This is a genomic window from Sphingobium trunci, assembly GCF_022664535.1.
Lineage (GTDB): Bacteria > Pseudomonadota > Alphaproteobacteria > Sphingomonadales > Sphingomonadaceae > Sphingobium.
In genome coordinates this window covers 1-25,045 of the sequence record NZ_JAKUJY010000022.1, presented here as the reverse complement: position 1 = coordinate 25,045, position 25,045 = coordinate 1, and the positions used below count along the sequence as shown (strand labels likewise).

Annotated in this window: 18 protein-coding genes and 1 pseudogene; 12 read left to right on the top strand and 7 right to left on the bottom strand. The window is 62.2% G+C overall.

The window, feature by feature from the left end; all coding sequences use genetic code 11:
* Positions 1–318 precede the first annotated feature (318 nt).
* Positions 319–951 carry a lasso peptide biosynthesis B2 protein gene (locus tag MJ601_RS16865; protein WP_242128520.1) on the top strand — a complete coding sequence of 211 codons (633 nt, stop codon included), beginning with the start codon at positions 319–321 and terminating at the stop codon, positions 949–951.
* Entirely contained in the window at positions 944–2,707 is a 1,764-nt protein-coding gene (locus MJ601_RS16860; RefSeq protein WP_242128518.1) for an asparagine synthase-related protein, read from the top strand. Before MJ601_RS16865 ends, MJ601_RS16860 begins: the two co-directional genes overlap by 8 nt.
* On the opposite strand, the gene MJ601_RS16855 is transcribed toward MJ601_RS16860, so the two are convergent.
* From MJ601_RS16855 to MJ601_RS16840, 4 genes are all read right to left on the bottom strand, one after another.
* A complete protein-coding gene (locus tag MJ601_RS16855; RefSeq protein WP_242128516.1) occupies positions 2,589–5,117 on the bottom strand; it encodes a S9 family peptidase in 2,529 nt (842 codons plus the stop codon). The two genes, MJ601_RS16860 and MJ601_RS16855, sit on opposite strands and share 119 nt — an antisense overlap.
* A 55-nt stretch (positions 5,118–5,172) precedes the next feature.
* Positions 5,173–8,076, bottom strand: coding sequence for a TonB-dependent receptor (locus MJ601_RS16850; RefSeq protein WP_242128514.1), 2,904 nt, complete (start codon positions 8,074–8,076; stop codon positions 5,173–5,175).
* Between the two features lie 310 nt (positions 8,077–8,386).
* A complete protein-coding gene (locus MJ601_RS16845) occupies positions 8,387–9,370 on the bottom strand; it encodes a FecR family protein (protein ID WP_242128513.1) in 984 nt (327 codons plus the stop codon).
* Positions 9,371–9,378: 8 nt separating this feature from the next.
* Complete coding sequence (locus MJ601_RS16840) at positions 9,379–9,849, bottom strand: RNA polymerase sigma factor (protein ID WP_242128511.1); 471 nt, start codon at positions 9,847–9,849, stop codon at positions 9,379–9,381.
* Positions 9,850–10,597: 748 nt separating this feature from the next.
* Between MJ601_RS16840 and MJ601_RS16835 the strand changes: the two genes are divergently transcribed.
* Positions 10,598–11,494 (top strand): HEPN domain-containing protein, encoded by an 897-nt coding sequence (locus MJ601_RS16835; protein WP_242128509.1) that lies wholly within the window; start codon positions 10,598–10,600, stop codon positions 11,492–11,494.
* 49 nt (positions 11,495–11,543) lie between these two features.
* Here MJ601_RS16835 and MJ601_RS16830 read toward each other — a convergent pair whose 3' ends face one another.
* Positions 11,544–13,574, bottom strand: a complete 2,031-nt coding sequence (locus tag MJ601_RS16830) for a M13 family metallopeptidase (protein WP_491572928.1) — start codon at positions 13,572–13,574, stop codon at positions 11,544–11,546.
* Positions 13,575–13,849: 275 nt separating this feature from the next.
* On the opposite strand from MJ601_RS16830, the gene MJ601_RS16825 reads away from it, so the two are divergent.
* From MJ601_RS16825 to MJ601_RS22050, 7 genes are all read left to right on the top strand, one after another.
* Entirely contained in the window at positions 13,850–15,022 is a 1,173-nt protein-coding gene (locus MJ601_RS16825) for a hypothetical protein (RefSeq protein ID WP_242128505.1), read from the top strand.
* A gap of 38 nt (positions 15,023–15,060) precedes the next feature.
* On the top strand, positions 15,061–16,440 hold the full coding sequence (locus MJ601_RS16820; protein ID WP_242128503.1) for a patatin-like phospholipase family protein: 1,380 nt from the start codon (positions 15,061–15,063) through the stop codon (positions 16,438–16,440).
* A 94-nt stretch (positions 16,441–16,534) separates the two neighbouring features.
* A complete protein-coding gene (locus MJ601_RS16815; RefSeq protein WP_242128501.1) occupies positions 16,535–16,837 on the top strand; it encodes a hypothetical protein in 303 nt (100 codons plus the stop codon).
* Positions 16,838–17,772: 935 nt separating this feature from the next.
* On the top strand, positions 17,773–19,056 hold the full coding sequence (locus tag MJ601_RS16810; protein ID WP_242128499.1) for an MBL fold metallo-hydrolase: 1,284 nt from the start codon (positions 17,773–17,775) through the stop codon (positions 19,054–19,056).
* A 22-nt stretch (positions 19,057–19,078) separates the two neighbouring features.
* Complete coding sequence (locus tag MJ601_RS16805; protein ID WP_242128497.1) at positions 19,079–20,311, top strand: T6SS phospholipase effector Tle1-like catalytic domain-containing protein; 1,233 nt, start codon at positions 19,079–19,081, stop codon at positions 20,309–20,311.
* 179 nt (positions 20,312–20,490) lie between these two features.
* The gene (locus tag MJ601_RS16800; protein WP_242128495.1) at positions 20,491–20,712 is read left to right on the top strand and encodes a hypothetical protein; all 222 of its coding nucleotides are present in this window, start codon (positions 20,491–20,493) and stop codon (positions 20,710–20,712) included.
* An 81-nt stretch (positions 20,713–20,793) separates the two neighbouring features.
* Positions 20,794–21,066 (top strand): DUF3761 domain-containing protein, encoded by a 273-nt coding sequence (locus MJ601_RS22050; protein ID WP_348635596.1) that lies wholly within the window; start codon positions 20,794–20,796, stop codon positions 21,064–21,066.
* Between the two features lie 129 nt (positions 21,067–21,195).
* Here the strand turns inward: MJ601_RS22050 and MJ601_RS16795 are convergent, their stop codons facing one another.
* A complete protein-coding gene (locus MJ601_RS16795; RefSeq protein ID WP_242128493.1) occupies positions 21,196–22,062 on the bottom strand; it encodes a hypothetical protein in 867 nt (288 codons plus the stop codon).
* A 394-nt stretch (positions 22,063–22,456) separates the two neighbouring features.
* Here MJ601_RS16795 and dgt point away from each other — a divergent pair.
* Both dgt and MJ601_RS16785 read left to right on the top strand, forming a co-directional pair.
* Positions 22,457–22,936: pseudogene (gene dgt, locus MJ601_RS16790) on the top strand (dGTP triphosphohydrolase); the annotation flags it as partial.
* 157 nt (positions 22,937–23,093) lie between these two features.
* Positions 23,094–23,819 carry a dGTPase gene (locus tag MJ601_RS16785; protein WP_242128491.1) on the top strand — a complete coding sequence of 242 codons (726 nt, stop codon included), beginning with the start codon at positions 23,094–23,096 and terminating at the stop codon, positions 23,817–23,819.
* On the opposite strand, the gene MJ601_RS16780 is transcribed toward MJ601_RS16785, so the two are convergent.
* Positions 23,816–25,045, bottom strand: a 1,230-nt coding sequence (locus MJ601_RS16780; protein WP_242128488.1) for a DEAD/DEAH box helicase, incomplete at its 5' end; no start/stop codon positions are given. The genes MJ601_RS16785 and MJ601_RS16780 overlap by 4 nt on opposite strands.

Genomic DNA, 25,045 nt, shown 5'->3' with positions numbered 1-25,045 from the left:
TTGTTCATTCACTGGTGTCCGCGCCCGCTCGACGCCTCGTCGCTGTCCCCGAGGAATATAGAGCCAATATCGATTGAATAGTGAGCGCCGCCAGCGCCTCATGGCCAGGCCGATGACCGGCAAACCCCAAGGAGGTTCGTGATGACCAAAGTGAAGTCCGTGTCCCTGCGGCGCCTCGGCAGCGTCTCGCGCGATACCCATGCGATCGTCCAGATGGGCGAGAGCGAAGAATTCATGCCCGTCCTGTGCTGGCCCTGACTTTCCCCTCGGAGCGGCTCCACTCGGACGCCGCTCCCTTTTTTACGGGCTGCGCTCTCGATGCCACTCACCCCCACCACCCATGTCCGTGTCGCCGATGTCGGCAAGGACCTTATTTTCCTCGACCTCGCCGACGACAGTTATCTCTGTCTCGCGGGCAAAGATGCACAAGATGTCATTCTCGCCATCAAGGGCGACGACCATGATACCGGCAACCCGATCATCCGAGAACTGGTCGACGCCGGACTGCTGCGCGAGGTGGATGACCATATTCCATCCATCCTCGACCCAACCTTACCGGAGGATGGCATGCCTCCCCGCGGCGGCACGATCGCGAGCCTGACGCTCGTCCCGACAGTCATCCTGGGGCTCATCCATTATCAGCTCCGCCGCAAGGCTCTGCTCCGCCGCCCGGTCGCCGTCGCCACGCAGTGCAGGCTGGATGACGCCGGTGTTGTGCGGTTGGTCCAGCGGTTCCGGCAATTGCGTATCCTTCTGCCGCGCAGCGGCCGTTGCTTCGTCCAGTCCTGGCTGCTGTTTCGCACCTTACGTAAACGTGGTGTCGCCGCGCAATGGATCTTCGGCGTGCGCACCTATCCCTTCGAAGCCCATTGCTGGATCGAATGGCAGGGGCGTGTCCTCAATGATTGGGCTGATCATGTCCGCTGGTACGCATCCATTGCCCGTGTCTGAACCCTTATGCTTCTGCGCGCTACTCGCGTCATCGGGCTCCTCGACCGAGGCCCGCGCCCGGACCATCGCCAGCGCCTTGCGCGCGCGCCTGCCCGACCTCATCGCCCAGGCCGACCATCCCGGCTTTCTGTTGCTCGCGCAGCCGCCGCAATCGAACTGGGGGCTCAGCAGCGCACGAAAACATGGCGTGCATGTGCTCGGCACCTTGTTGCCGGGGAGCCTGCCGGCCGAATCCCTGCCAGCGGTGCTGGAAAGCTTCATCGCGCCGCTCGAACCGTTGACCGCCCTCACGCGCCTCTGTTGGGGCCGCTATGTCGCGTTCGTTCATGACGCGGAACGCCAGCAGACCAGCTTCATGCGTGATCCATCCGGCGCGCTGCGCGCCTACATCTGGAAGGTCGATGGCCTCACGCTCATCACCGGAGGCCTGCCCGACACATTGCTCGAAAGCCTGGGGGTCCGACCAACGATTGACTGGGCCGCGCTCGCGACGCTGACCGCGCTGCCCGAACGAGCCGGTAGCCTCAGCGCGCTCACGGACGTGACCATCCCGCTTCCCGGCCGAGTCTATCATGTCGGCGATAGCGGCATCACCACCGAGTCCATCTGGTCGCCCGCCGCCATCGTTCGACGCGGGCCGGAGTCTCTCTCGGATCTTCCACGGGTCCTGGGCAATTGCATTGGCGGCTGGACGCGGGGGAGCAACCAGATTTCGGTCGAGCTGTCCGGTGGCCTTGATTCCTCGCTGATCCTGGGCGGGCTTGCCAGTCGGAAGGAACGGCCCGCTATCCAGGCGCTCCATCTCGTGCCGCGCTCGGCCGGTGGGGGGGAAAGCCGCTTTGCCCGCGCGGTGGCCGGGCACTGGGATATTCCCCTGGTAGAAGTCGGGATTGAACCGGAAGAGATCGACTATCTATCCCATGTGGAGCGATCCCGACCGGAGCAGCCCTTGGTTTATGGCCTCGATCTCACCGCGGACCGAATCTCGGTACGCATGGCCGACGAAATTGGCGCGACCCGCATATTGAGCGGCCAGGGCGGTGACGCTGTTCTCTTTCAACCGCGCGGTCCTCATGTCGCGGCCGACCGACTCCGGGCCAAAGGTCCCGGCCCTGCCTATTGGCGGCTCATTGCCGCGAGCGCCGCGTCAACCGATCGCTCCATCTGGTCGGTTCTCTGGCGATCGCTACACCCCGCCCCGGCTCGCGCCGCTCCCAATTTTCAAGCCGCGTTGGCCGGACCGCTGCTTCGCGCGCAATTCGAAGCAGGCTTGCCGCTCCACCCCTGGATGGAGGAGGCAAGGCGGCTGCCACCCGGCAAACGGCTGCAAATCGCCATGCTTGCCAATTGCCAGATCTTCCATGCCCCGACCCTAACCGCTGCCGGTCTGCGGCTTGCCCATCCCATGCTGTCGCAGCCTGTCGTCGAACATTGCCTGCGCGTGCCGACCTGGGAACTGGTTCCCGACGAGCGGGACCGGGGCGGTGCGCGCGACGTGCTCGCGCAATGGTTGCCTGACGCCGTGCGCAATCGGCGCACCAAGGGGGAGGCTACGGGCTTTTACAGCCGGGCCATCGCCCTTCAACTTGATCGGCTTGGGCCCGTGCTGCGCGAAGGGCATCTGGTCCGCCAGGGAATTATCGACCGCGCGGCGCTGGAGCCGATGCTGGATGCGCGAGCGCTGCTCTGGCGTGGCGACCATTCCCTGCTCGCGACCCTGGTGGCGATGGAAACATGGGCGCGGCGTTGGGTGTAGCCGTCCTGCCGACGGACAGCCGATCACCAAGCCACGCGGCTATTTGGCGCCACATATCGCGAATATTGCCGGGGCTGCGCAGATTATGCGCCTCGCCCCAATAGCGCAGCAGCGTGACGTCCCGGCCAGCGCGGTGCAACCGCGCAAACATACGCTCGGAATTGATGGCGAGCACCGCGTCAATATCGCCGTGAATGAGCAGCAGCGGATCGCTTATGCCATCGGCCTGGTAATAGGGACTGCTGCGCCAATAGCGCTCGGGCGCTGCCTGCGGTCCGGTGAGCATATGCCCCTGCCCGCCTTCCGCCCAGCCGAACCCCGAGGTCAGCGGAAACCCCTCGTCCAGCTTCACGCTGTCGGGCGGGGGAAGCGCGCCATGCTGGATAGCAAGATCAGCCGGAGCCGCGCTGGCGATATAGGCACGGAAGCGATGGCTTTGGGTGGCAATCTTGAGGCTCGCATAGCCACCAAAGCTGTGGCCGTAGATTGCCATTCGCTCACCATCGACAAGACCCGTCGCAATGGCCCGGTCGACCGCCCGCTCCACTTGGGATTGTAGATTAGCGCCACGATCCGTCCCATCGCGTGCATCGGCAAGGCTCGGCATGAGCACCGCGTAGCCCAAGCTCGTGAGCAGGAGCGGATTTACAGCTGAGGCCACGATGTCGGGCGCAAGCGACGGCGGACGGCCCGCGCTGAAGGTCGTGCCGGGATAGGGAACCACGACCAGGGGCCATGGCCGATCCTTCATCCCCGATGGCAGGATCAACCAATCGACAAGCCCGGTCGATCGGTTCGGCAGTGCCTGCATGGCCGGCAGATCGATATCGGCCAGATGGGCATTGATCCGATCCACCTCGCGAACGCCGGCCGGCCCTGAGGCCATGAGCCGGCCGACACCCCGGACATTGCGCGCGACCCACAACGCAATGCCGCCACGCCTGCTGCCGGCTAGCAGACGCGAGACAGGATAATCCGCGATATTGATCCGCCGCATCGGCGCTCCCGGCCAGCCCAGTTGCGCCTCTGCTCCCCGTGGGACGAGAATGGGCGCGTCGTCGCTAATGGGCGTGATCGATCGATGGTTGGCGCGAATCCCGATATCGAAACTTTCGCTCGCCGGGCGAGGCATCAGGACCGGTACGCCTTCCACGATCCGCTCTGATTTGCCCATGCGGTCCATCGCCCAAAGACCGTTGGGGCAGGCGAGGAGCAGTCGGAGACTCCCCGCCTGCAGCGCCGAGGGCTGGCAGGGCAACCGCTCCAGCGCTTTTTCGATCGATGCTTTCGAGCGCGGACCAGTCCAGCGGTTCGGTCCCCCACCCCTATTGCCGAAGACGAGCGGGATATCCCCCCACCAACCGGCGCGAACAAGTCGAACGCCGCTGTCATCAGGTGGCAGAAAGGGCGTCACGCCGTCCAAAACTGGCCGGCCGCGGCCAGAGCGCATGTCGAAGTACCGCAACTCTCCTTTTGCCCAGTCTCCACCCGACTTGCGCGCGAAGAACATGAGATGGCCGCCCTTGGGCGCCCATTCGAGAAAGCCCGGCTGAATATCGCAATCAGCACAGGCTTGCCGCTCCGGCCCGCCCCGTAGCGGGACAACCGACAGGCGGTATTGGCGGTTCTGGTCGCTCGACCGCACCGGGACGTCCGGAGGAACGGCCGTCTCCGGGCCTTCGCGGAGCAGTGCCAGCCATGCGTGATCGGGCGAGATCGCGACATCGGCGATTGGCCCGGCGGCGATCTGCCGCGCTTCCTTCGTTTCAACGTCCACGATCGACAGGCGGCGTCGCGGGGCCGGCGCCGCCTCGCCCTTGCCGCCAACCACGGACACACCAGGCGCCTGCCCTCGCGCCGTGCGCGCCCAAAGGGACGTGACTTCGGCCTGGTAGCGGCTGCCGGCCGCGAGAGGCCAAGGCAGTGACGGCCCATTCGCCTCGACCAGCAACAGCCGGCGGTCATCCAGCCAGTCGGGCGCGGGATGCAGCAGCGAGGTCGCGGGATACTGGGGAAGCCAGTCCACCTCCCGCGTTTCCATGTCGACAATGCCGAGCGACAGGGTCTCGTCCTTCAGCCGGAAAACCGCTAGGCGCTTGGCGCTGGGCGAGAGGCTCGCGATCCAGTAGCCCGCGCCGACATCCTGGTTGAACAGGGGTTCCAATCGGCCGCCATGCTGAAGGGCGAGGCGCATCACGACACCCAGGCCCCGCCGGTTGAAGCCATCATAGCGATAGCTGGTGCCGCTGTCGTAGGGCCGATAGCGATCGATCACGGCCCATTCGCCATGGGGATCGACCAGCGCCTGTCCGTAGCTTTCGACGCGCAGCATATCGTCCACGCCATAGGGGCGTGCATCGGCGATGCCGGCCGCGGCCAGGCATAGCGCCGCCAGCAATGAGAAGCGCATGTCATAGAGTCCTGAGTCTGGAACAAGCGAAGATCGGCGGCTTAGCCGCCGGGCACTACCATCGCTTTTTCACCTGCAAGGAGACGAAGCGGCCGAGCACATCGGCATTGGCCGGGTCATAGGCAAATCCGAGATTGCGATCGACAAAGGGCGGGTCCCGGTCGAAGAGATTCTGCACGGTAACCGCGAGGCTGAGGCCCTTGCGCCAGCCCTCCGCCGCTGACGGTTCATAGCGCAGTTGCAGGTCGACCCCGTTCCAGGACGAGATCGGCCGGACTGGAACGCTGATGTTGTCGGTGTAGGGACCGACATGGTTGAGCGAGAGCGTGGCCCCGACATCGCCCCGTGACCAGTCGAGCACTCCGCGCAAGCGGAAGTCGACCGGGTTGCCTAGCGTTCCCACGCGTTCGATCATCGGCGAGGCGGGCGTCAGCTGATCCTTATAGTCGATGAGGATCGTGCTGTTGACCGAGAGGGTCAACCGATTCGCACCGAGGGTCAGGCTCTGGCGCACCAGCAGGTCGACGCCGCGCACATCAACGCGGGCGGAATTAACGTAACGCCCATCGATGATCGCGCGGAAAGACTCGGGCGCGAAGCTTGTCGGCACGCTCGACCCCGGCACCGCGAGCAACGCCAGTACGCGCGCGAGATCAGCGGCATTATGCGCCGGATCGATCAAGGTCACATAGGGGGCGTAGATCGGGTTTGTGAGCGCCTGGAGGATATTCTCGGTAACCGGCTGACCAATGCGATTGGAGAAGCGGGTCTGGAAATAGCTCGCCTCGAAACCGAAGCCCGGCAGCGCCTTGGGCTGCGCCTTGAACCCAGCGGTCAGTGACTTTGCCTTTTCCGGTTCCAGATCGCGGTTTCCGCCGCGCAGCGACAGGACCGGCAAATTGCCGCCGCCGGTCGTCGGCAGCTGCGTGTAGGAGACACGGAAGGGATCGAAGATTTCCGGGAGCGCGGGCGCCCGGAAGGAGGTACCCCAGCTACCCCGCAGCTGCAAACCTTCCATTGGCTCCCAGACCAGCCCGATCTTGGGATTGGTGGTCGAGCCGAAATCGGAATAGCGCTCATGCCGAACCGCCAGTGACAGGTCGAGGCGCTGCACGCCGGGGCGCGTATTCCCAGGTCCGACCAGCGGCACCGCCAGTTCGCCAAAGACCGCGACGATGGTACGGTTGGCCTTGGCGGTCACCGGCGCGGGCGGGGTAATGCCCGAGGCATAGGTCTGGATCGAGCGGGCGAAATTCTCCTCCCGCGCCTGGGCACCAAAGGCGAGCTTCAGAGGCCCGCCCGGCAAGTCGATCAGCGTGCCGTCGGCGATCAGGCTTCCGTTCAGCAATTCGCTGCTGTAGCGCTGCCGGATGAAGCCGCTGCCGATGAACCTATTGATGGTCGCGCTGTTACTGCCGCCGTCGCCGAACGGATTGAAATAGCCGTCGCGCTGCGCGCTATAGGGCGTCAGAGGATTGTCAGCCGTGAGGCCGAGCGCTTCGTTGAGCGCGGTGCTGTTCAGCAGGTGATCGCTCAATTGCCGATCGACCTGCCGTGCGTGCGACATATAGGCGTCGACTTGCCAGTCACCGCCCAGCTCCGCGCGGACCCCAGCGGTCACCGAGTGGCTGCGCACCCGGCCACTGCTGACGATCGGACCTATGTCCCGACCGAAATCATAGGCGATGGCCACCGACGAACCGCCAGTGGGCGAGACGAACCAGGGGTTGGCGCGGGTCACGCTCATGATGGTGAGCGAAGGCTGAGAATTGGCCTCGAAGGTGCGATCCGAATAGCGGCCTTCGGCATAGAAGGTGAGGCCGTCGGTCAGTTCCTGCTCACCGCTCACGAACAGGCTGTGGCGGTCCTGCTTGGAGAGAAGGTCGACATGGGCGCGCGGGCTGGAGAGGCTCGCTCCGGGAATGAAGTCGCCGGGCTCGAGATCCGTGCCGTCCTGGCCATCGGGAATGGCATAGGCCGGGACATAGGTTCGGGTGACCGGGTCCAGCGCGACGATCGTGCCGGGTACCGAGAAATATTGGCGATAGTCATGCCCGCCCAGCGGCCGCAGGTCCGCCGAGCGCGTATATTTGCGTGCGGAGCCTGGCAAACGGCCGCGATGCTGATATTCATAAGCGGCGAGGATATGGCCGGTCGACCAGCGCGCGCCGGCCACCTGGCCGGCGATGATGTCCTCGCTGCCGCCACGCGTCACGGTGCCAAGGCGCAGGCGGCTTTCCGCTCCCTCGAAGTCCTTGCGCAGCAGGATATTCACGACGCCGCCGATCGCGTCGGAGCCGTAGAGCGCCGATGCGCCATCAGCCAGCACCTCAACGCGTTCAACCGCGACCGCCGGAATGCTGGAGAGATCGGTAAAATCGCCCTTCCCGCCCGCGCCCGCCGTGCGGCGGCCATTGACCAGGGTCAGCGTTGCGTCGGAACCCAGCCCACGCAGATTGATGCTGGAGCCAAGGCCTGGATTGATGCTGACCCGGTCCGAGCCGGTGAGGCTCGTGTCTTCATTCGCCATGCCTCCGAAATTTTGCGGGAGCAACGCCAGCGCTTCCGCGACCGTGCCAGCGCCCGAACGGGCGATTTCGGTGCCGGTCAAGCTGATCACCGTGGAGGAAGGCGGCGCAGCCGAGTGGATGTTGGTGCCGGTGACAACGATGCGCTCCGAGACCATTTCCGGAGCGGGTACCGGCTTCGGGCGCGGCGCCACCACTTGCGCGGGACGTTGGGGCGCTGGACGAGGAGGAAGAGTTCGCGCAGCTGGCGGTGGCGCGGAACGCGGGGACAGCACATAGACGTTGCGGCCCTGGAAACTGACGACAATAGGCTGACCGCCGAGCAGCTTGCGCAAAGCCTGATCGGCATCCATCGATCCGACGACCGCATTGGCGCGGCGTCCCTCGACAAGCTGGCTTCGATACAGGATCTGGCGTCCGGTAAGCGCCATGTAGCGCTGTAGCGCTTGGTCAAGCGATCCCGCGGCAATGTCAAAATTCTGCCGGGCCTCCCGGGCATGGGCTAAGGGAGGCGCGAGGGGGACGGTACTCAGCGCCCAGGCCGCACAGGTCATCAATACGTGGCGCACCCTGTTTGCCCCGCGCTTCTGTCGCTTGGCTCGATTGACAACCTCAATTCTCATGGTTCCCCTTCCCCTGCTGGTCCGGCGGACCGAGGGGCGAGCTTTCGCCTTTCCTCGTCGCCTAATCCCTTAACGTGAGGAAAAGGGGGTAACCCTGGACGATTGTTATATTTTTGTTTCAGGATCTCGCCGGGTCAAGGACCAGGCGAATGGTGCCGTTATCCTCATGCAACGCCCGCAGAGGATAGAGGGCGGTCACGGCACGGATGAAGGCATCCCGGTCACCCAGGGCGAAGCCGCCATTGACGCGCTCGTCAGAAAGGGTTGGAGCGTCTAGAATGATCGGCAACTTGCAGTAGCGGTTGACCTCATCGACCGCATCGGCGAGCGCACGCCCCGTAAATTGAAGCCGGCCGGACGTCCAGGATGTGATCGCCTGGACATTTCCACGCTCCTTGGCACCCAGGCCCGCCTCGCTCGCCATCATCATGTCACCGGGAAGCAGATGATCGGTGCAAGCCCCGGTGGAACACTCCGCGGCATCCACCTTGACCTTACCCTCGATGAGGAGAATCCTCGCGTCAGCTCGTTGTCGATCGATCTCGAAACGCGTGCCAAGCGCGCGCACAGTCGCTGCTCCCGCATCGACGTCGAAGGGACGGTTCTTGTCGTGCGCGACATCGAAAAGGGCGCGGCCACTGATCAAGGAGACGCGGCGATGCCCGGCGGTAAAGCGCACATCGACCGCGCTACCGCTATCGAGATGAAGGCTTGTGCCGTCGTCCAACCGCACCAGTCGTTGCTCACCGACGCCGGTCTCGTAATGGATTGAGAGCGGCCAGAGCAGGAATGCGCCGAGCGCCACGGCACCGGCCATGACCGCGCCCGCCATCCATAAGACGGGGCGCCTGATAACCGATCTGGGCGACGTCTCGTCTAGCGTCCGGTCGATCAGCCGGGCAATTTCCGGATCTTTCCCAAGTTCCTGCGACACGCGCCAATGCTTGTCAGCCCGTTCATAGGCCGCCGCATGGTGCGGATCCTTCTTCCATTCGAAGAATTTCTGGAGTTCGCCATTGTCCGCGACACGGGAGTTGAAGCGCGTCACCCAATAGGCGGCCTCTTCTTCAATCTTCCTGTCCTCTTCCCTGCCCATGGTCATCTATGCCCTCAGTCCGACAGCCATTGCGCGATATGTGCAAGTGCCTTGCTAATCCGCCATTCCACGGTCTTGATCGGAATCCCGAGCCGCTTTGCAATGTCTGCGTTTGTCATGGGCGTGAACCGCGACAAAATAAAGGCACGGCGCAGGTCCGGTGGCAGGGAGAGGATGGCCCGCTTGAGATCCAGCTGATATTCCTGATCGCCATAAGTCGGGGTGTCCAAGGGCGGATCGGGATCATTGGCCGCGAGCGGTGAAGGCCGGAACTTGTTAAATCGCATCTGGTCCCACGCCAGATTGACGCCGATCCGCAGCAGCAGGGCGCGGGGATGGCGCCGCGTCGCTTCCTCGTCATAACGCGCGACCCGTATATAGGTGTCGTGCACCAGATCCTCCGGTTCAAGGCCCATGCCCGCAAAGCGGCGTTGCAGCATTCCCAGCAGCCAGCCGGAATGATTCCGGTAAAGCCGATCGATCATCCCGTCCCGCCGCCCGTCCTTTGACAGCGACGGCCTTTTTCCTCGCTCGCCGGTCATTACCCGCGCCTTTCCTCACATTACGACGGGCGCGCCACCCAATACGGGCAGCGAAGGAAGGGCTCCATGCCGGTACGCTGCGCCGAAGGCGCGCGCGTGGATCGGGAACACAAGCGCAAGCGCCCGTGTCGGCGATCTCGGTACAGGGGTTTCCACGCCCCGCCATCGGCCTCCCGACGGCAGAATGAGAGTCCCGCAACTGGAATCTTGTAGCAAGCACTTGGGAAAAGGGGTCGGGTGTTGGAAATCCTGTACCAGGACCCGGTATTTAGACGTTGCGCCGCTGCCGACCGGACGAACCAAAAGCCCGCCGATCCCCCGGCCCATGGGACACACGTCCTGTTTCACGGCACCCGACCTAATCTCCATAGCGCAGTCAGAGCGACTGTCTAACTGGCGGGCACGAACGGAAGAAAAAATTGTCGCCTGGCCTCGTCTCCGCGGCTTTTTGCGCGAACGCCGCCAATTAGCCGCCGGGATTCGGCACTTTTTGGCGGAGGCTTCGCCAAAAAGTGCCGACCTGTGGCAAAGCGCTTTCACCGTCGCAGGCTGATTCGTGATCCAAAGCCGGGCAATTTGCTGCCTTCACGGGAGCAGCGAGCCTTTGGCTCGCGCCGGTCTCCAGGCTGTCGATTGAAGGGAGACGCATATTTTTCTTGGCTTTTCCGCGCCGAGGAACGACTCTTGGGCGATGAAGACCGCTCTTGATCATCTGCCTCTCCGCAAGCGCGCCGAACTCGAAGAGGTTGTCCGCATCCTCTTTGCCGAGTTCGATGATGCGCTGGCCGGCCGCAATGCGCCGCATCGGAAAGCGGGCAAGATATTGAAGGTGATCCTATTTGGCTCATACGCGCGCGGCGACTGGGTCGAGGATCCGGTTGGCGGCTATTTCTCGGACTATGACATCCTGGTGGTCGTCAACCACGAGGAACTGGCTGACCCGGTCGAATATTGGACACAAGCTGAAGATCATCTGATGCGGGCGCAGACGATCACCAAAACGATCAGAACGCCGGTGAATCCGATCTACCACAGCCTCACCGACATCAATGCGCAGCTCAAAAAGGGGCGGCCCTTTTTTGTCGATATCATCCGAGACGGGATCGTCCTCTACGAAGCCCCTGACCACCCCTTCAACCAACCGAGCAAGCTCCCACCCGAAGAGGTCCGGGAGGAAGCGCATAAATATTTCGACAAATGGTTTCCAAGCTCAGTGGGATTTTTGAGCATGGCGCGACATGCCATGAGCGAAGGCCATTCGAACGAAGCAGCATTCGCTCTGCATCAGGCCACCGAGAGACTATATCACTGCTTTCTTCTGGTTGCGAGGCTGTATTCACCGAAATCTCACAAGCTGAATTTTCTGCGTTCACAATGTGAGGGACAGGAAAGCCGGCTGATTGCAGCATGGCCACGCGATACGCGCTTTGCTCAGCGTTGTTTTGAACTGCTCCGTAGCGCCTATGTCAATGCACGCTATTCAGACCATTATAAGATCGCCGTGGAAGAACTGGACTGGATTTGCGAACGCCTCCGTCATCTTCAGTCCCTGGTGAAGGAAATCTGCGAAGAGCGGCTCGCGGAATGAGCGAGATCGGGCAGGACGGGGTTGGGACGCGCACCGTCCAGCCCGATCATCACCAGATCCTGACGCGGTCTTGAGGCGGCAGGTACAGCCTGTCTGTTAGCTTGGCCTGAAACGCAGCGTACCATGCGTCGAAGTTGCGCACCGTCAAGGCGCGATACTGCGCCGGGGAATGGGAGTCCGTGACGGGACGCTGGCGCAGGGCTCCCTCTCGATATTTCATTCGCCAGACCTGTGCCCATCCAAGAAAGAAGCGCTGGTCGCCAGTCGTGCCATCGATGACCGGGGCTGGCTTGCCACTCAACGACGCGTGATAGGCGTCCAGCGCCACCGCCAATCCCGCGAGGTCGCCGATATTCTCACCCAATGTCATCGCCCCCTTCACATGCACGCCGGGGAAAGGCTCGTAGCCGTCAAACTGCCGCACCAGCCGTTCCCCCAGTCCCTTGAATGCCGCGATGTCGGCATCGCTCCACCACTGGTTGAGCTTGCCGGTTTCGTCATATTTGGAACCCTGGTCATCGAAATGATGGCTGATCTCATGGCCGATCACAGCACCGATCGCGCCATAATTCACCGCTGGATCCGCCTTGGGATGGAAAAAGGGCGGTTGCAGGATCGCGGCCGGAAACACGATCTCCACCTTGCCGAAATTGGCATAAGCGTTGATCTCCATGGGCGTCATGCCCCATTCCCAGCGATAGATCGGCTTGCCGAGTTTCCCCACATTATAGTCGAAGGCAAGCTGGTTGGCCCGAACCGCGTTGCCGTAGAGGTCGTCAGCCTTGATCGTCAGCCCCGAATAATCCCGCCACCGGTCCGGATAGCCGATCTTGGCGGTAAATGCCGCGAGTTTACTGGGTGCTCGAACCTTTGCAGCGTCGCTCATCCAGGCCAGTCTGTCGATGCGCTGCCCCATGGCTTCAATCACATTCCTGACCAGTTCCTCCACGGTGGCCTTGGTCTCGGGCGGAAAATACCGGGCGACATAGGCCTTGCCGACTTCCTCGCCGAGCGCGCCCTTGAGAAAGTCCACACCCCGCTTCCAGCGTTCGGGCCGGGTGGGCGTACCCATCAATACCGTGTTGAAGAAACCAAAATCCTCCGCGCCGATGTGATCGGGCAAGAAATCGGCATAGGCATGGAGCGTCCGGACGACCAGCATATCCTGAATAACACGCAGCGGCGCCTTTTCGAACAACGCCGTTTCTCCCGCGATGGCGCTCGGCTGAGACACGATCAGCGTGATTGGCTTGATCCCGATCGCCGCGAAATAACGCCGGAAGTCAAAACCCGGGGTGGCTCTCATCAGATCGCCAACCGTCATTTTGTTGTAGACCTTATCAGCGTCGCGGCTTTGAACGCGGGACCAATGAACCTTGGCGATCTCCGCCTCGAACCTCATCAGTGCCTCGGCCCGCCCGGCGGCGTCGCGCCCACCGATCATTTCCAGCATGCGGGTCAGATGGCTAACATATGCCCTGCGGATCACGGCCATTTTCTCGCTTCGATCAAGATAGTAATCGCGATCCGGGAGTCCCAATCCACCCTGGCTCAGCTTGAGGACATACGCGTCAGGGTTCCTATCATCCTGACCGACGAAGAGGCGGAACAGACCTGAAACGCCCGCGCGATTGCTCTTCGCCAACAGTGAGACGAACTCCACTTTATTGTGCACTGCGCCAATCTCCGCGAGCGCCGGCGCAATCGGCGTAAGCCCCTTCTGCTCGACAGCTTCCGCGTCCATATAGCTGCGATACGCCGCGCCTATCTTGCTCGAGGGATCCTGCCGTGCCTCATCCAGGATCGCCCGGCTTCGTTCGCGTGAGAGATCTTCAAGCTCATTGATCACGCCGAAACTCGCCTTGTCCGCCGGTATCTCGCTTTTCGATATCCAATTCCCATTGGCGTAGAGAAAGAAATCGTCGCCGGGCCGCACATCGGGGTTCATCCCCTCAACATCGAAACCGTAAGATCGAAGCACCGTATTGTCCGCATTCCGCGCCAGTTCGGTCGGCTCGGCTTGCGCGGGCCGTAGCAGCCAAATGCACGTCAAAACCGGAATCAACCTGGACACTCGCATTTCAATTTCCTTCACTGGCGCCAATCCAGCCGCTACCGCCGTCAGTACAATCATGGGAAGCGGTTCAAGCGGTCGGCTATCCGCAGACTAAACGTAATCTCGACCGCCTTACCCTGAAGGCGACAGATTCAATTGAACGGAACGTAACGGGTGCACGCGGAGCGCCAGGGTAAGCTCAGTTACCGACGCCTTCACGATGAAGGTTGCAAAGCTTGTTAATTTGAATGATGGATGGACCCAAGTGGTCGCTTTATTCTTGGATGGAGCGTGCCCAATTGCGAAACAGAACCAACCTTCTCATCCCGATTCTTGGCCTACTCCTATTGGCTTCGGTACCTTCGTCCGCCTTTGAAATTGGCTCGGGTTCGAAGGCAAAGGCAAGCTACGACCTTCACGAAACATTCACGCTCGCGGCGCGCCAGTGCGTGGAAGAAGCCGGGGGAAATGAACCGGCCGATTGTAGCGGCAAACTCGATTGGGTGCTCGGCCAAATCCGCAAGGCGCAACCCAAGGACAAGAGCACGGAAGCCTATGCCGCGCGCTGGCCGGATGATCCCGTCCGCATGCTCGACCGCGATCCATCGAAGATCCGCTTCGGCATCAAGCTGATGAACGACTGCGCGACGGCGATGCACAAGGGACCCGCGATCGATGATGTCGGCCTGCTCTGCTCTTCCCATTTCGGACGGTTGCAGTTCATGCATGCCCAGATGCTGAGCAGCGATGCGGGCGGGCCGCAAGAGCCGCGCGCGCTTGCTGTTGCCTGGGCAAGTTTCGCGTTCGACGCGGCCACGGATCGCAACTTCCGTCGGCAATCCTATTGCGGAGCGGTCAAAAGCATCACGCATCCGGGTTTGAAGCAGGCGCTGACCTTCCGGGATGATAGTTGGTGTGCCGACCGGACGAAACGAAAAGGCTGGAAGGTCGCCACCCTGTTCGCATTGAACTGCCCCAATCCATTGCAGGAAGTCAGGTGCTGGGAAAAGACAGGGGAACCTGGCGACGATCTGGCCCGCATGGCCGCCCGCGGTGCTGTAGTCCACCTGATACAGGACAGTTTTTCTCAGGCGCATGTCGCGCGCGTTGCGCTAGGCGATACCGTGCCACGCGCCCGCGGTCCCTTTGTCGCCCGGATCATGTGCCAGCGCGCTGTGGCCTGGTACGACTATAATATACAGAACCTCCTTATTCCGGACGATGAAGGCCATATTGTGCCGGATGCGCACGGCGTGGCCGATCATCCGCCAGAAGGCGGGACCATCAAGATCGATCCCGCCTGTCGTTCGGTCCAACGGTTGGTCGATGACCCGGTCACTGCTTCGGCCCGTGCGCTCTGGTTCATCGACCGAGCACAGCGCGCGCGATCGGAGGGTGCAACGGATGAAAGCGTCGCAGCCATCCGCCACCAGTTTATCAATTATCTGGAGACCAGTGTGTTTCCCGCCTGAAACGTGCAGGCCAATGGAGCTCAAAGTGGGGGGCTATGATGAGAGCAATGCTATGTGCGGCGCTGGGCCTTGCCCTAAGCGGCTGCGCGACACGCGGATCGATCGACATCACCTGCGATGATTTCGCGACCTATAGCCACAGACTGCCGCAGTCGCGCCTCGAGCGCGATATTCATCGCGACGTGCCTGGACACGGCCACAAGACAATGGAGGGATCTCAGACGCTGGTCGCGGGATCTCCCGACACTGAATTGGCGGAGGCGGATCCCATGGCACGGGCCATGGTGGCTCTTGCTCGCGGATCGACCGACAAGAACCAGCCGCCCTTCCTGAACCCACCGCCGAAACCAGTGTTGCTTCTCTCGGGCGGTGGCCAGTGGGGCGCTTTCGGCGCGGGTCTGCTCCAGAGGCTGCATGAAAAAGGCGGAGCTGGGGCGACTGACTATGGGATCATAACTGGCGTCAGCACCGGTGGCGTGCAATCCCTATTCGTGGCGATCAACGACAGCGGCGCATTCGATGCGCTTATCAAAGCCTATTCGCCGAAAAAGGAAAGCGACGTCGTCAACCGTCCCGGCATGAAGGAGGTGGCTGCTATAACCGGGGCGTTGGCCGGACTCAAACCGCTCAGGCGACGGATCGAGGCGGCCCTTTGCACCGATGGCAATCCAGCCTTGGGCTGTCCGCTGATCGAAGCGCTCGCACGGGCCGATCGGCAAGTCTATATCGGCTTCATTCAGGCACGGACTGGGGAATTTCTTTATGCCGACGCGGTGGCCATTGCCAGATCGGCGGCGACCGACCGCGCCAATGCGCAACAATGCCTGACCGCGGTTGCGATGGCGTCCGCCGCGATGCCGGTCTTCTATCAGCAGCTTAAGATCAACCATGAAACCTATTTCGATGGAGGCGTTCGCAGGTCGGTTTTCGAAGCAAGCGTCGCCGACCTTCTGGAGCGGGGCGTCCGGCAAGCCCAGGCCGAGACCATCGCAATGGGGGGGCACGCAAGCAGCGTTTCCACTCCCATCCTCTATGTCATCCGCAATGGGCCAACGCAGCTCCTGGGTCCCGATGGCGTGCCCGCGCCCGACCCGGACGCAGACAAGAAGCTGAGTGCCCTGACAGCAGCGCTTCGGGCGGAATCGATCGTCGTGAATGAACTGGAAGTCGGATCGATCGCCTCCCTTCGTCTGGCCCATCCCACAGGCCCAATCCTCCTCGCTACCGCCGACGGCTATACCGCCTGGCCAGCGCCCGACGGGGCGGGACAATGTCGCAAACCCAAGGATGTGATGTTCGACCCCAAATTCATGGGATGCCTGCGCGATCTTGGCCGTTATAAGGGCGACTGGCCGCAGCCTTGGATTAGGCTCAGCGAAATCGCAACACCAACCAAGACAGCAACGGAGGGCAGATGATGCCTGCCATGCTTACCGGCGAACACTGATTGCAGCGCTGGCCAGCCTCGTCGCGGGTTGCACGGAATGCTGCCGCGTCTCGCGGCTCGGTTCCGTGATTCCCGACAAACCGCCGGTCGGCGACACCCATGTCCATTTGCTCAACGCCGCCGATCTGCCGGTCGAAGGCTTCCTGCGCTATGTCGTCCTGCCCGATCATCTGAAAGGCTTTGAGATTTTATGGCCGGTACTCATCCATCTGGCAGAACTTCTGAAAACCAACGCCATTTCCGCTGAAGAGGAAATCCGGCACCTCCCCTCCCCTGGGGCATCGGATCGGGGAAAAATGGAAGCATCAGCCCAGAGCTATTCGCGTACATCGCGGCTGATGAGATCGAACGACAGACCGCGATGTTGACGCCCGGCTCCCTCATGCTCAGCGGCGCCGAAACCGACCTGGCCGCTAGCCATGCCGCTCTCGTACTATTACTGGAAGAGGCCCAGCGTGTTCAGGCCGGCAAGCCCGCTTCGAACGCCCCGCTCGTCGCGGGCCAAACTATCAAGCTGATCCCACCAATGTCTGCAATCGGGATCGCATCGATGCGCGTAGAGTGGCAAAGACTGGGACTTTCGCGACGGTCAGCTCCGGAGCGCGGCAGCGTCGATTCCGGACATTACCCGGGAACAAACCTGCTGTCCGCTGGTGCCGGCATTGCGGTCGTTGGGCCGGCTCTCCGAGCTTCCCGAAAGCAGACTTTCACTCAGATGAAGGCTGCTACCTATCGAGGATCACGAGTATGCTCGTGATCCTCGACGGCCTGGCGTCTCAGCTAACTGATCGTCACTTGCACTTGATGAATTTGCCCTTGCTGTCGCGACAGGGCGCTTTTCTCGAAGGTGCCGTTGCAGCCTTCGGTGGGGGACATTTGACGAACCTACCCTTTGCATCCTTGCACGGCGCAGCCTCGGCGCTCGCGGGCACGGCGAACAGGGAAGTTGCGGCGAAGATTGCAATGACCAGTTTGCGCATGATTAATCCTTCTCCGGCTGGGATTTTCAGGATGCCCTCGATTTCGACGAATTACAAATCCAGTCTGGCAAGGAAAATGCGAGATGTAGTGCCGATCCGACCGAATGGTAGCAGATGCATGTTTCCTGCAGGATATCCTCCGATATGGTCATGAAATCGTCAGATCAAACGCGGTGGATATTAAATTCCCGATATCTATCGGGTAGATAAGGTGTAGACTGACCTGATTCCAGGAGGATCGGCTGACGAGAATATCATTATTACATAGCGATGTCTTAGGTTGAATGGGCGAACTTGAGCCGACGGCCAGACGGGGGGTGGCTATGAAGCGTTTGTTTTTGACTTCATTTTCGCTTGTTTTTGCAGCTCTCTGCTTGCAGGCTGTCGAAGCGCGCGAGGTCAAGCCTACAGAGCGGGTGACGACCGCGGTGATAGTCCGTCAAGGCCCGAGCACGAATACGGCCGTCCTATCTCGTCTCCGGCCCGGCGAGGCTGCGGAGGTCATCGACGAGGTGCCGGGCTGGTACCATGTGCGACTGGCAGATGGTACCGACGGCTATGTCAGCAAGACCTGGACCAACGAGGTAGCGGAAGCTGGAGCGGGCGAGTCGCTCGTCCAACCGTCAAACTACAAGATCCATGTGATCGACGTCGGTACTGGGCTGGCCGTCTTCGTCGAGAGCAAGAATTTCGCGCTGCTCTACGATGCCGGAAGCCAGGACGATCTGCACGACGGCGACGAAAACCGCGTGGTCGCTTACATCCACGCCGTCCGACCGGATCTTCGTCGTCTCGATCACGTGATCCTCAGCCATCCGCACAAGGACCACGTGCAACTGATGCCCGACGTCTTCCGCGTCTTCGACGTGAAGAACGTGTGGGATTCGGGCCGGGTCAACAACACCGACGGCTACTGCCATTTCCTGAAGGCGATCGCCGGCGAACCTGGCGTGACCTACCACGACGCGATCGCATCCAATCAAACGCGGAGCGTCAGCTTCTCGGGAAGCGGGTGTAGCGGCACGGTCGTCCTCCACGAAGGCGAAAAGATGACCGCCGCGCCGGTCGCCCTTGGCATAGGAGCCAGCATGTCGATGCTATGGCGCAATGCGAGCAACTTCGCCGATCCCAACGGCAACAGCATCGTCGTCAGACTGGACCTTGGTGGAAACCGCGTGCTGCTCGCAGGCGACGCCGAAGGTGGCGAGCGCAAAAGCCCGTCGACGCCGCCAGACGCGAATTCCATCGAAGGAACGCTGCTGGGGTGTTGCAGGGCTGAACTCAAGGCTGACGCTCTCGTGGTGGGACACCACGGCAGTCTCACCTCATCACGGAATGCTTTCATCGACGCGGTCGGCGCGCGCATTTTCGTGATCTCGTCGGGTCCGCATCCCTATCGTTCCGTCAGGCTTCCTGACGAGGAAATCGTCCAAGCGCTGAAGCAGCGCGGTGAGGTGTTCCGCACCGACATCGACGACGATGCCTGCGGCGCCAACACCCACAAGATCGGGCCGGACAACGACGAGGATCCGGGCGGCTGTGACAACGTCGTCATCCGCATCGATGGCTCCGCCATCTCGGCGCAGTACAATCGGTCGGCGGACTGAGCGGCCAGCAAGGGGCACGACAATGGTTGCAGTGATGGCCGAGCATGATGAGCCGCAGCCCGGCATCACGCCGCCAAGCGGCCGCAACCTTGTCATCATGCTCGACGGAACGGGCAACGAACTCGGCCGGAACCTGTCGAACGTCCTCAAGCTCTTCCGCATCGCCGAAAAAGGCGAGAAGCAGAAATGCTTCTACAATCCCGGTGTCGGCACGATCGCCAGGCCTAGCCCGTGGAATCGCTGGCGTCAGAACGTGACCTACATCGCCGGCTTGGCGCTTGGCTACGGGCTCGATGACAACGTTCTCTCCGCATACAAATTTCTCGTTGAGACCTGGCGGGAAGGCGACCGCATCTTCCTCTTTGGCTTCAGCCGCGGTGCTTGGACCGCGCGTGTCCTGGCAGGTCTCATCCATCTGATCGGACTGGTTCGGCCCGAGCAGCTCAATATGTGCGACAGCGCACTCGGCGCGTACAAGCGTGCGGCAAGCAACGACGATCTCCCCTTCGCCTGGCACTTTTCGCGGGCCATTGGCGCGCGCCGACCGACGATACATTTCGTCGGGGTCTGGGACACGGTCGGATCGGTGATCGTGCCGCGGGCCGACCGGTTCTACATTCCGAGCCTCGAGGCCCTGCCCTACACCAGGACCAATCCTTCAGTCCGTACGTTCCGGCACGCTCTCGCGCTTGACGAGCGGCGGCGCATGTTTCGTGTCGCCAAATGGAACGCGCCCCAGCCCTACGTTGCCAATCCGTTCCGCCCCGGCAAGAGCGAACCGCAGGATATCGAGCAGCGATGGTTCGCTGGCGTTCATTCCGACGTCGGGGGCGGCTATCCCGAAGTGGATAGCGCGCTTTCCAAGCTGCCGCTGATTTGGATGATCGACGAAGCCGTGAAGGCCGGCCTGCGGATCACCAAGGCGACTTACCGGCATCTGGCCTACGGCGACGATGAGGCCGGTGCGCAGCACCAGTACGCCGCGCCTTCGGAGACGGGATCGATGCACAGCTCGCTCAAGGGCGCATGGTGGTTGCTCGAAGTCCTGCCCAAGTCGGTCAAATACCTCGAGTGGAAGCGTCGGTCCCTCCTGGGGCTCTATTTCCCGCTCGCCGAACCACGGCTGGTTACGCCAGGCACCGTGGTGGATACCTCGGTGAGCGCCCGCATCCGGAAGGACCCCACCTATCGGCCGATCAATGTACGCGGTCTTTGGGTGCCACCCGCGCCGCCGCAGGACGCTGGCGACGATTGAGCACTCTCGGTCAAATCAGGAGCGCACTTACAAACCGAAAAGCTGGGTCACCAGTATCTATCGTGCGTAGGCATCAAGGTCTCGTAATCGCCAATCGATCGAGAACGGTGAATTGTTGATGATTTGCGACAGGCGATGTGCTGTAAAACGCCAGATCGAGACAAACGGGCAGGCAATCCATGACAAAACCGTTCGATGTCGAACCCGTCATCGCCAAGTGGGAGTTGCGCAGCGTCGCGACAATGCTGATCGCCACGCACAGCGAGAATGCGGAGCGCACGGCGCAGGAGAATCTGGCAAACGCCATCGCCGAAGAGCACGAAGGCAACCAGATCGTTTGGACGGGCATCATCACGCAGCTTCGGGAAATCCGCGAAGCGGATAGGCAGGAGCAGGCATAGGCGTCACGCCGACCGACCGGACCTAGGCGCCATAGCGACGCAGCACATAACAGAAGCTTTCAACAAGGCCGGGAGGGCACCATGAAAAGGGCAATGATCCTTGCTTGCATCGCATTGGCGGCGCTCCCGTCGACCGGTTTCGCGAAGGCCCCAAATCACCACACATCCGCCCCACGAACCACGCACGGCTCCGATTACTATACGAATGTGAACGGACGCTCGGTCCACCGGCCGATGCGGTCTCAGTCCCAGCCGAGCGGCGCGACGGCGAGATGTCGCGACGGTACATGGAGCTTCAGCCAAAACCACCGCGGCACCTGCTCACACCATGGCGGCGTGGCGAGCTGGCTCTAGGCAGCACCAACTCCGCCATGCTCCCGAAGTGGCAGGCGTGGTGCGGGCGCCGGCGGTTCTCGGAACGCCGAACCTCATAATCCAGCTAACCCCCACGCTGGATGACGACGGGGGCCATAAACGATCCGGCTAGGTGGCGGACGGGCTGGGGGAGGCGTCCGCCTTCTTGAACCCGCACTGCGACTGCTCCATCGCGATCTGCTTGGTGATGCGGCTCGCGTTCTGGGCGTAGGCTTCGGTTACCGAGCCGTGGTTGACAGTCTTGCCACGAAGCGGGCTGACGGCTTCGCAAAGGTGGAAGACGTGCGGCGTCGCCGAAGTCTTGGCTCCATTCTCCGGTGCGATCCAGTAGACTACGTCCTGGCCGGCGGGGTGGGCGTCGTCCTTGGTCGCCGCCGCGACTGTCTCGGAATCGGCGGCGATCTGCTTGGCCTGTTCGGCGACTTCGGGCGAGCAGGCGGTCGTAGGCTGGCTCGCCTTGATCTGCGCCGCGCACTGATTCATGTCCTGCGTGTACTTTTCCACCGAGGGCGGGTTGAAGTCGATCCCGATTACCGTCGCAAGCAACGCCAAGACCACGCCGACACTGCCAGCGATCTTCTTGTTCTTGGGATCCATATTTTTATCGAAGAAGATCAGCGCCAGCAGCGGGAGGAAGGCGACAACGGTGATGATCGCGCCGAGCTGGTTCTGGACGAAGAACTTGAATGGCTCGGACGCGCGCGCGGGATCGTGCTTGTTGGCCGCCTTCCACATCAGGCTGCCGGCGATGGCGAAGATAGCTATGCCGACGAGAATCCCGATCAGGAGCGCAAGATTGCCATGGTCGAACTTGTGCTGGCGGAGGAGTACGATCCCCGCGATCTCGCCGCCGATGGCAACGACCCACGCGAGCGCGGCGAACAGGCGCAGGCGCTTCGCACCCGACTTCTGATCCTGTGAGGCGCGCCACTCTTTCGTGACGTCGACTTCTTCAGTCGGCTTGTTCTCGACCATAATCCGATCCTCCATATCGTCGCCCGTAATCGACCCCGACCGGAGATTGCGGCCGGATCTACCTGTCCTCATCGCACGAACCATTTCATCTCGCAATCGGACCGGCTCGACCGTCCTTGGGACGCGATAACTCCGCAACTCTCAATGTCCATTTTGGCCGATGCCGCCGCAAGAGCGGACGTTGGTTGCGCTTAACTTGGTCCTGGAAACCGACCGTTCGTTCACGCGGCACGTTCTGACGCCTATTCGATCATGATCTCAGGTATCAGCTTCACTTAGGCCACAGCGCCCGCCACCGCTGCACCAAACTTGTGCGATCCAACTCAATGTGCTCTCACATCCCAAACGCTGCGGTCGGTCCATGCGGCAGACGAAAAAGGACGTTTGAAACAGAATGACCAGGGGACCCAATGCTGACATTTGGAGCGAACGCCGCGAGGGCTGGACGCCCGGCAAGTCCGACGCCCGCGACGCCGCTGCCACCGATTACGCCCGTATTGTCCATTCGGCGTCATTCCGTCGGTTGCAGGGCAAGACCCAGATCCTCAACCTTGGTGACAGCGACTTCTACCGCAATCGGCTCACCCACTCTATCGAGGTCGCTCAGATTGCCAGTGGCATCGCCCGCCAGCTGAATAAAGACTTCGCCAGACACGACGCCGCGCCTTGGATTCCCGATCTCACCATGATCCAGGCGATTGGCGTGACACACGATCTAGGACACCCACCATTCGGGCACGGCGGCGAGGTCGCGCTCCACTACAGCATGCGCAAGAACGGCGGCTTCGAGGGGAACGGGCAAACGCTTCGTATCCTCAGCCGGCTCGAGAGCTTCTCCGACAACAACGGCGCCAACCTCTCGCGCCGCTCGCTCCTCGGCGTGCTCAAATATCCGGCGCCCATGAGCGCGGTGCAAAGCGCAGAGGAAAAAGCTGCGACCCGCCCTGCTCGGCGACACGTCGGTCGTGCGCCTAATCAACCGGAAGGCATGTCGCCCACCCAAGTGCTATCTCGACACCGAGAAGGACGTGGTGGACTGGCTGCTCGATCCCTTGCCCCAGGCCGATCGCGACCTGTTCACGTCCTGGAAGCCGGTCGATGGCGACCATGGCGAGACCGAACACAAGACATTCGACTGCAGCATTATGGACTTGGCCGACGACATCGCATTCGGGGTCCACGATCTGGAGGATGCGCTGGCGATGGGGCTGATGGAAGCGGCCGACATCACGGCGATGATCCCCGAGGAGTCCTGCAAATGCTTCCTCGAATATCTCCAGAGCCGCGAGAACTTCGGCAATCACGTCTATGAGGGCTTCGTCCGGGTGCTCACCGGCGACCAGCACACGCGCAAGCGAAACATCGGCCGGATGGTGACGCACCTGATCACCTCGGTCGAGATCAGGACCGAGGGCACGTTCGACACGCCGCTGATGCGTTACCGGGTCGACCTGCCCGAGCGCCAGCGCACCTTCCTCAAGGCCCTGAAGAAGGCCGTGAGGGAGAAGGTAATCCGGAGCGCGGCGGTCCAGCATCTTGAGTTCAAGGGCCAGAAGATGGTGGTCGCGGTGTTCGAAGCGCTGGCGACCGACCCTAAGTCTCTCCTCCCCGAGAGCACCCGGGCCCGCTACGAGGCGGCGGACGACAAGATGCGGGTGATCTGCGATCACATCGCCGGAATGACCGACGGCTTCCTGCTCCGCACCTACGAGCGCCTCTTCAGCCCGCGCATGGGCTCTGTCTTCGATCAGCTCTAAGCGGTCGGGTCGACGGCGCCCGCCGCCTGCGCCAACGCGAACTGCCGCGCCCAACACAGCCCGTTGACCAGCTCCATCTGGGCGATGGTCGAGCACGGAATTTCAAGCAGCCGAGGGTTGGCGAAGATGACCGCGAGGCACCGCGCCCGGCTGATCGCGACGTTCAAGCGGTTGCGGCTGTAGAGGAACTCGATGTTGCGCGGCAGATCGTCCCCGCTCGAGGTCGCCATCGACACCAGGACGACCGCCGCCTCCTGGCCCTGGAACTTGTCGACAGTGCCGACCCTGGCGCCTGCGGGTAGCGTCGTCTTCAGGAGTTCGACCTGCATGTTGAACGGGCTGACCACCAGGATGTCCTCGACACCGATCAACCGCTCGACGCCCTGCCGGTCGCGCCAGCGCTGGCCGAGAAGCGCCCGGTAGGTCCGATCGAGCCGGTCTGCCTCAGGGCGCGAGCGCTGGGTGCAGCCAAGGCTGTCGACGAACACGAAGCGCAGGCCCGCCGGCGCGATCGCCTCGGGATCGAGAGCGGGATCGGCAAGCAAACACTGCAACTCGGTCCCGGGCGCGGAGTGCAATCGGCGCTCATAGATAGCTGCCGACACGAACGCGCAGAGGTCGGGATGCATGCGCCGCGTCTCCGACAGGAAGACACCGCGTTCAGGCGGCACGGTCGCGTGATCTTCGAGCAGATGCTGGAGGGCGGACACGCCGCTGCCGCGTGGATGGGTTCCCTGGATCGGCTGAGCGAGCTGCATCTGGTCGCCGACGAGTACGATGTTGCGCGCGGCGACGCCCATCGCGACGACGTTGGCCAGACCAACCTGCCCGGCCTCGTCGATGAAAAGATAGTCGAACGCCTGGTCGTGTTCGGGCCGGGCGAACAGCCACGCGGTGCCTGCGACGAGTTGATATCCGGCCGCCACGGCCTTGTTATCGAGCGTCTCCTCGATCCAGCCGCCAGTGCCCAGCATCTGGTCCTCTCGGCTGCTCTTCTTGATGCCGCGACAGCGCAGCCCGTTGGTCGCGGCGAGCGCCTCAACCTCTCCGAGCAACTGGTTGATCGCCTTGTGACCGTTCGACGCAATGCCAACGCGCCTGCCCGCCGCAAGCAACGCGACGATCGCCTGCGACGCCGTGTAGGTTTTGCCCGTGCCCGGCGGCCCCTGCACGAGCAGGTGGCTTCCCTGCAGCGCCATGAGCGCGTCGATCGTAGCCGGCAGTGG

Bases quoted from the DNA above. Each gene is read 5' to 3' on its own strand.
- MJ601_RS16865 (WP_242128520.1), top strand. From the start codon at position 319: ATGCCACTCACCCCCACCACCCATGTCCGTGTCGCCGATGTCGGCAAG.
- MJ601_RS16855 (WP_242128516.1), bottom strand. From the start codon at position 5,117: ATGCGCTTCTCATTGCTGGCGGCGCTATGCCTGGCCGCGGCCGGCATC.
- MJ601_RS16850 (WP_242128514.1), bottom strand. From the start codon at position 8,076: ATGGCGCTTACCGGACGCCAGATCCTGTATCGAAGCCAGCTTGTCGAG.
- MJ601_RS16845 (WP_242128513.1), bottom strand. From the start codon at position 9,370: ATGACCATGGGCAGGGAAGAGGACAGGAAGATTGAAGAAGAGGCCGCC.
- MJ601_RS16840 (WP_242128511.1), bottom strand. From the start codon at position 9,849: ATGATCGATCGGCTTTACCGGAATCATTCCGGCTGGCTGCTGGGAATG.
- MJ601_RS16835 (WP_242128509.1), top strand. From the start codon at position 10,598: ATGAAGACCGCTCTTGATCATCTGCCTCTCCGCAAGCGCGCCGAACTC.
- MJ601_RS16830 (WP_491572928.1), bottom strand. From the start codon at position 13,574: ATGCGAGTGTCCAGGTTGATTCCGGTTTTGACGTGCATTTGGCTGCTA.
- MJ601_RS16820 (WP_242128503.1), top strand. From the start codon at position 15,061: ATGAGAGCAATGCTATGTGCGGCGCTGGGCCTTGCCCTAAGCGGCTGC.
- MJ601_RS16810 (WP_242128499.1), top strand. From the start codon at position 17,773: ATGAAGCGTTTGTTTTTGACTTCATTTTCGCTTGTTTTTGCAGCTCTC.
- MJ601_RS16805 (WP_242128497.1), top strand. From the start codon at position 19,079: ATGGTTGCAGTGATGGCCGAGCATGATGAGCCGCAGCCCGGCATCACG.
- MJ601_RS16800 (WP_242128495.1), top strand. From the start codon at position 20,491: ATGACAAAACCGTTCGATGTCGAACCCGTCATCGCCAAGTGGGAGTTG.
- MJ601_RS22050 (WP_348635596.1), top strand. From the start codon at position 20,794: ATGAAAAGGGCAATGATCCTTGCTTGCATCGCATTGGCGGCGCTCCCG.
- MJ601_RS16795 (WP_242128493.1), bottom strand. From the start codon at position 22,062: ATGGTCGAGAACAAGCCGACTGAAGAAGTCGACGTCACGAAAGAGTGG.